This window comes from Azospirillum palustre (genome assembly GCF_002573965.1).
In the GTDB taxonomy this organism is placed as follows: Bacteria; Pseudomonadota; Alphaproteobacteria; order Azospirillales; family Azospirillaceae; genus Azospirillum; species Azospirillum palustre.
In genome coordinates, this window is the sequence record NZ_PDKW01000038.1 from 529076 (window position 1) to 531300 (window position 2225).

At 66.3% G+C, this 2225-nt stretch carries 1 protein-coding gene and 3 pseudogenes; all 4 read right to left on the reverse strand.

The features are described 5' to 3' along the window. Positions 1 to 656: electron transfer flavoprotein subunit alpha/FixB family protein (locus CRT60_RS06145; RefSeq protein WP_143273105.1), on the reverse strand; the 656-nt coding region annotated here is incomplete at its 3' end. Between the two features lie 320 nt (positions 657 to 976). Continuing rightward, a pseudogene (locus CRT60_RS06155) lies at positions 977 to 1525 on the reverse strand (electron transfer flavoprotein subunit beta/FixA family protein); the annotation flags it as partial. After that, positions 1525 to 1923: pseudogene (locus CRT60_RS06160) on the reverse strand (electron transfer flavoprotein subunit beta/FixA family protein); the annotation flags it as partial. The pseudogenes CRT60_RS06155 and CRT60_RS06160, both read right to left, overlap by 1 nt. 65 nt (positions 1924 to 1988) lie before the next feature. After that, a pseudogene (locus tag CRT60_RS36115) lies at positions 1989 to 2225 on the reverse strand (branched-chain amino acid ABC transporter permease); the annotation flags it as partial.

Below are 2225 nucleotides of genomic sequence, written 5' to 3' on the forward strand. Positions count from 1 at the left end.
TTGTCGGCCAGAGCCTCCAGCATCGGGAAGTTGTCGCCCGACTGCATACCGCGCCCGCCGGAGATGACGATGCGGGCCGAGGTCAGCTCCGGACGCTCCGACTTGGTCAGTTCGGCCGAGACGAAGCTCGACAGGGCGGGATCGGCCACGGCGGGGATGCTCTCGACCGGGGCGCTGTTGGTGGCGGCGGTGGCCTCGAAGGCGGTGGTGCGGACGGTGACCACCTTCACCGCATCGGCCGACTGCACGGTGGCGATGGCGTTGCCGGCATAGATCGGCCGCGTGAAGGTGTCGGCGCTTTCGACCGACAGGATGTCCGAGATCGGCTGCATGTCCAGCAGCGCTGCCGCGCGCGGCAGCACGTTCTTGCCGGCCGAGGTGGCGGGAGCCAGCACGTGGCTGTAACCGTTCTTCACCGTCTCGGCAATCAGCGCGGCCATCGCTTCCGGCAGTTGGTGCTCATAACCCGCATCGTCGGCGAGCAATACCTTGGCGACGCCCGTGAGTTTGGCGGCGGCATCGGCAGCAGCCTGTGCGCCCTTGCCGGCGACCAAGACGTGAATGTCGCCGCCGATCTTTTCGGCGGCGGCCACGGCGTTCAGCGTGGCCGATTTCAGGCGGGCATTGTCGTGCTCCGCAAGGACCAGGATTGATATGCTGGAAACCTCTGCTTTCAGTCTGACGCGAGGCCGAGCGTGCTAAGTCTCGCCTCTTGTTCAAGGATCGGCCGGAACGCCGGGGAATTGATCGCGGCTATGATCTCCGCGCGGCTCAGCGCCCATTCATCCTGCGCATTCAGGAACCGGAGAAGAATGCCGGCGGCGTGAGTGCGCAAGTGGGCGGGAGGCGCCACGAACTCATCGAGGCGAGGGGCTTCGGCCCCATAGCCCGAAACGGCGGACTGTGTGCTTTGCACGCGAACCTCTTGCTCTGGTGGTTGCACTCCGACGATTGCGCAGCAACCCCCGCATCGCCTCTAGATCACCCGTGCCTCGTTCTTGAGCTTGTTGACCAGCGTGGCGACGTCCGGCACCTTGATGCCGGCCTGACGCTTCGCCGGCTCGGTGACCTTCACCGTGGTCAGGCGCGGGGCGACGTCGACGCCCAACGCGTCCGGGGCGACGGTCTCCAGCGGCTTCTTCTTCGCCTTCATGATGTTCGGCAGCGAGGCATAGCGCGGCTCGTTCAGACGCAGGTCGGCAGTGACCACCGCCGGCAGCTTGAGCTCCACCGTCTCCAGACCGCCGTCGATCTCACGCGTCACCGCGACCTTGCCGTCGCCGGCAACCACCTTCGACGCGAAGGTGCCCTGGCCCCAGCCGAGCAGCGCGGCCAGCATCTGGCCGGTCTGGTTGCAGTCGTCGTCGATCGCCTGCTTGCCGAGGATGAGGAGGCCGGGGGCCTCCTTCTCGACCAGGGCCTTCAGCACCTTGGCGACGGCGAGCGGCTCGGTCGTCACGTCGGTCTGCACCAGGATGGCGCGGTCGGCACCCATGGCGAGAGCGGTGCGCAGGGTCTCCTGGGCGCCGCCAGCATCTGGCCGGTCTGGTTGCAGTCGTCGTCGATGGCCTGCTTGCCGAGGATGACGAGGCCGGGAGCCTCCTTCTCGACCAGGGCCTTGAGGACCTTGGCGACGGCCAGCGGTTCGGTCGTCACGTCGGTCTGCACCAGGATGGCGCGGTCGGCGCCCATGGCCAGCGCCGTGCGCAGCGTCTCCTGGGCCTGGGTCGGGCCGACGGAAACCACCACGATCTCGGTCGCCTTGCCGGCCTCCTTCAGGCGCACGGCTTCTTCGACGGCGATCTCGTCGAAGGGGTTCATGCTCATCTTCACGTTGGCGGTCTCGACGCCGCTGCCATCCGCCTTGACGCGGATCTTCACGTTGTAGTCGACCACTCGCTTAACGGGGACGAGGACTTTCATGGATCGTATCCTTTATGCGGCTCTGATGTCGGCGAGGAAGCGGTCGATCTCCAGATGGAGGGACATCAGCGATTCCCCTTTCCGGGCAGACGGTGCATCAGTTCGCCGACGATGCCGCGGCGGAAAAGCAGCACGCAGACGACGAAGATGCAGCCGATCACCACCGGCACCGGCAGGCTGGTGGAGGCGAGGTAGCTTTCCAAGGTCACCACCAATGCAGCCCCCACCACCGGCCCGAACAAAGTGCCCATGCCGCCCAAGAGCGTCATCAGCACCACCTCGCCCGACATCTGCCACGTCAC